We start from the raw sequence: 2,523 nt of genomic DNA, 5'->3' as shown, positions 1-2,523 counted from the left end.
GTATAGCTCTGCGCGAAGACCAGGCCCGCCGCGTCGTGCCCGAACATCGCCCCGGCGCCGGACAACGCCGAGTCGAGCGCACCGACCGCTGCGGCGATCGCATCGCCCTCGCCGCCGACGGTTCCACCCGTCACCGCCAGGGCAGACGGATCCACCGAGATGGGTGCCGTCACGGCCTAGCCCCAATTGCGCACGTTGGTCTGCGCGGCGCCGGAGTAGTTCTCGTGCGCGCTCTCGGCGATCTGACGGAGCCGAGCCAAGGCCTCCCGCATCTCGCGGGCGCCCTCGTCCCAGCGCTGCTGCGCCGAGCGCTCGGCCTGGCCGCCGTCGCCATACCAGGACGTCCCCAGCTGGGCGACGGAACCCGCCGCGTGGGCCAGGTGTGCCTCCAACTGCTGGTCGAACTCCGACATCCGGTCGACGACGGCGAGCAATGCGGCAGGATCCACCTTGAAGGAACTCACAATCCGGACTCCGCGACGCGTGCGGCGCCCGAGGCGTCCGTCGTCTCATACCGCTGAGCCGCGTCCTGCAGAAGCCCCGACATCCTCACCAGCCCCTCGACGACCTGCTGCGCGCCCTGGTGCCATTCGCGCCACACCCCGTCGTAGGCCGATGCTGCCTCGCCAGACCATCGCGGACCGAGCAACCCCGACACCTCGCCGTCGAGTGAGCCAAGGCTCGTGCGCAAACCCTCGGCCACCGACTCCAACTCGCCAGCCACCGAGGAAAGCGCAGACGTAGTCACCTGCAGATCCGACACCGAAATCCCCCACTGAGTCACCGACCAATCCAGGGTAACGCCTTACGCCACAGTCCAAATGCGCTGATTCAGGACTGTTTTGGCGGAGATTCAGCCGGGAAGCACGGGCAGGGCGCCGGCCACCATCAGCGGCCGGATGTCGACCCACGTCAGGTCGTTCTCCGCGGCGGATCCCGAAAGCTGGTGCACGCCGCGTTGGTCAGCAACGTAGAGCGTCGACGGATTCGCCGCCACCGTCGACACCGGCGCGAGCAGATTCTGGCTCGGACCGTCGGAGTTCACCCCGTCGAGGTTGACGTACGACACCGGGTGTTGTGGATCGGTTCGGCTGACGACGATGTCGTCACCCGTGCGCCACGACAACGACACCGCGGTGTCGCCGAGACCGAATCCCAGCCGTCGTGGGTAGGTCAGGGCGTACTGGCCGCCCTGGGTCTGCTCCACCCCCGCCAGGATGACCTGGCCTTCGATGACCATCGCCGCGCGCGTGCCGTCGCGTGACAGTTGCAGCTCGGACACCACTCCTGGGAACTTCGTGGCCACCGCGGAGGCGTCGACCGGGATCCGCGCGGGCTGTCCCGATGCCGCCTCCTGAATCACGCGCACGATGTTGTTGCCGTCCACGACGACCCAGATCGCATCGTCGAGCGACCAGCTGGGGCGGGACAGCGTGCGCCCGTCGATCGCCTGCGACGCATCCGCGCCGACCTGTCCGACCCAGAGCGACGACGCCATGTCCGGCGCGCCGGGCCGCAGCGTCACCACCGACGCCGCTTCCTGCCCGCTCCTGGACAGGGTGGCCGACGTCTGGCCCGGCAGGTCCCCGAAGGAACCGGGCACCCGGGGTGCCTTCTGCCCATCCAACGACACCAGCGACCCGCCGACGAGTGCGTGCAGACCCGCCGCCGCGCCGGGATCCGCACCAGGATCGGTGGCGGCGACGTCGGAGGTGTTCCAGCCCTCGGCGAACCGGTCGTCCAGCGCGGCGCCGTCGGCATTGATCACGTACGGACCGTTGATGCCCGATCGCGACAGCGTCCAGATGATCTGCGCGGCAAGCAGTTGCCGCGTATGCGGATCGGTGGTCGAGAGGCTGTCCAAGTCGATCTTCGCACCGCCGTAGCCGCGGCCGACGCCCGTCTTGCCGCCGTCGGCCCGGGTGACGGGCCCGCGCAACCGCAGCGGCGAGCCAAGCAGATTGCGCACGGTGTTGGCCATCTCCGGCCGGGGACCGGACACCAGCTTCGTGACCAACTCGGTGGCCAGCTGGTCGGGATCCGACACCGCCACGTAACGCGGGTCCGGGACCACGGTCTTTCCGGTCGGGTCGACGAAGTACAGGGTGTGGCGCTTGTACGTCGACTGGAACTGCTGCCAGTCGAGGAACACACCGTTGGGCAGCTTGTTGATGCGCCAGCCCCCGGGTGTCTTCACCATCTCGATCGGGCCGGGATCGGGCAACGCACCCTCACCGGTCTCGAAAACCCCCATGTCCGAGAGAGATCCGAGGATGTCGGCCTTCATGGTCACCGAAACCCGTTCGGGACCCCGGGTTTCCACGAAGACCACCCGGTCGATCAACAGCGCGCTACCGGCGTCGTCCCAGTCGCTGGAGGCTGATTCGGTGAGGAACTGGCGTGCGGCGAGGTGTCGGTTGGCTGGATCGGCGGTGGCCTTGAGGAATTCGCGTAGCAGGATGTCCGGATCCATCCCCGGCGACGGGGTGGGCAGGCTCGGCGGGGCGGCCCGGTCCATGGTGC

At 68.7% G+C, this 2,523-nt stretch carries 3 protein-coding genes; all 3 read right to left on the bottom strand.

The features are described from left to right. Positions 1-176: 176 nt before the first annotated feature. The gene (locus tag ACRDUX_RS19710) at positions 177-464 is read right to left on the bottom strand and encodes a WXG100 family type VII secretion target (RefSeq protein ID WP_526415703.1); all 288 of its coding nucleotides are present in this window, start codon (positions 462-464) and stop codon (positions 177-179) included. Beyond that, positions 461-748 carry a WXG100 family type VII secretion target gene (locus ACRDUX_RS19705; protein WP_526415702.1) on the bottom strand — a complete coding sequence of 96 codons (288 nt, stop codon included), beginning with the start codon at positions 746-748 and terminating at the stop codon, positions 461-463. The genes ACRDUX_RS19710 and ACRDUX_RS19705 overlap by 4 nt, the downstream gene beginning before the upstream one ends. A 105-nt stretch (positions 749-853) precedes the next feature. After that, positions 854-2,523, bottom strand: a 1,670-nt coding sequence (lpqB, locus tag ACRDUX_RS19700) for an MtrAB system accessory lipoprotein LpqB (RefSeq protein WP_526415701.1), incomplete at its 5' end; no start/stop codon positions are given.

The sequence above is a fragment of the Mycobacterium sp. genome (genome assembly GCF_050701675.1).
Classification (GTDB): Bacteria; Actinomycetota; Actinomycetes; order Mycobacteriales; family Mycobacteriaceae; genus Mycobacterium.
Note: the sequence above shows the minus strand (reverse complement) of the source record. Positions and strands in the feature narration are given on the sequence as shown.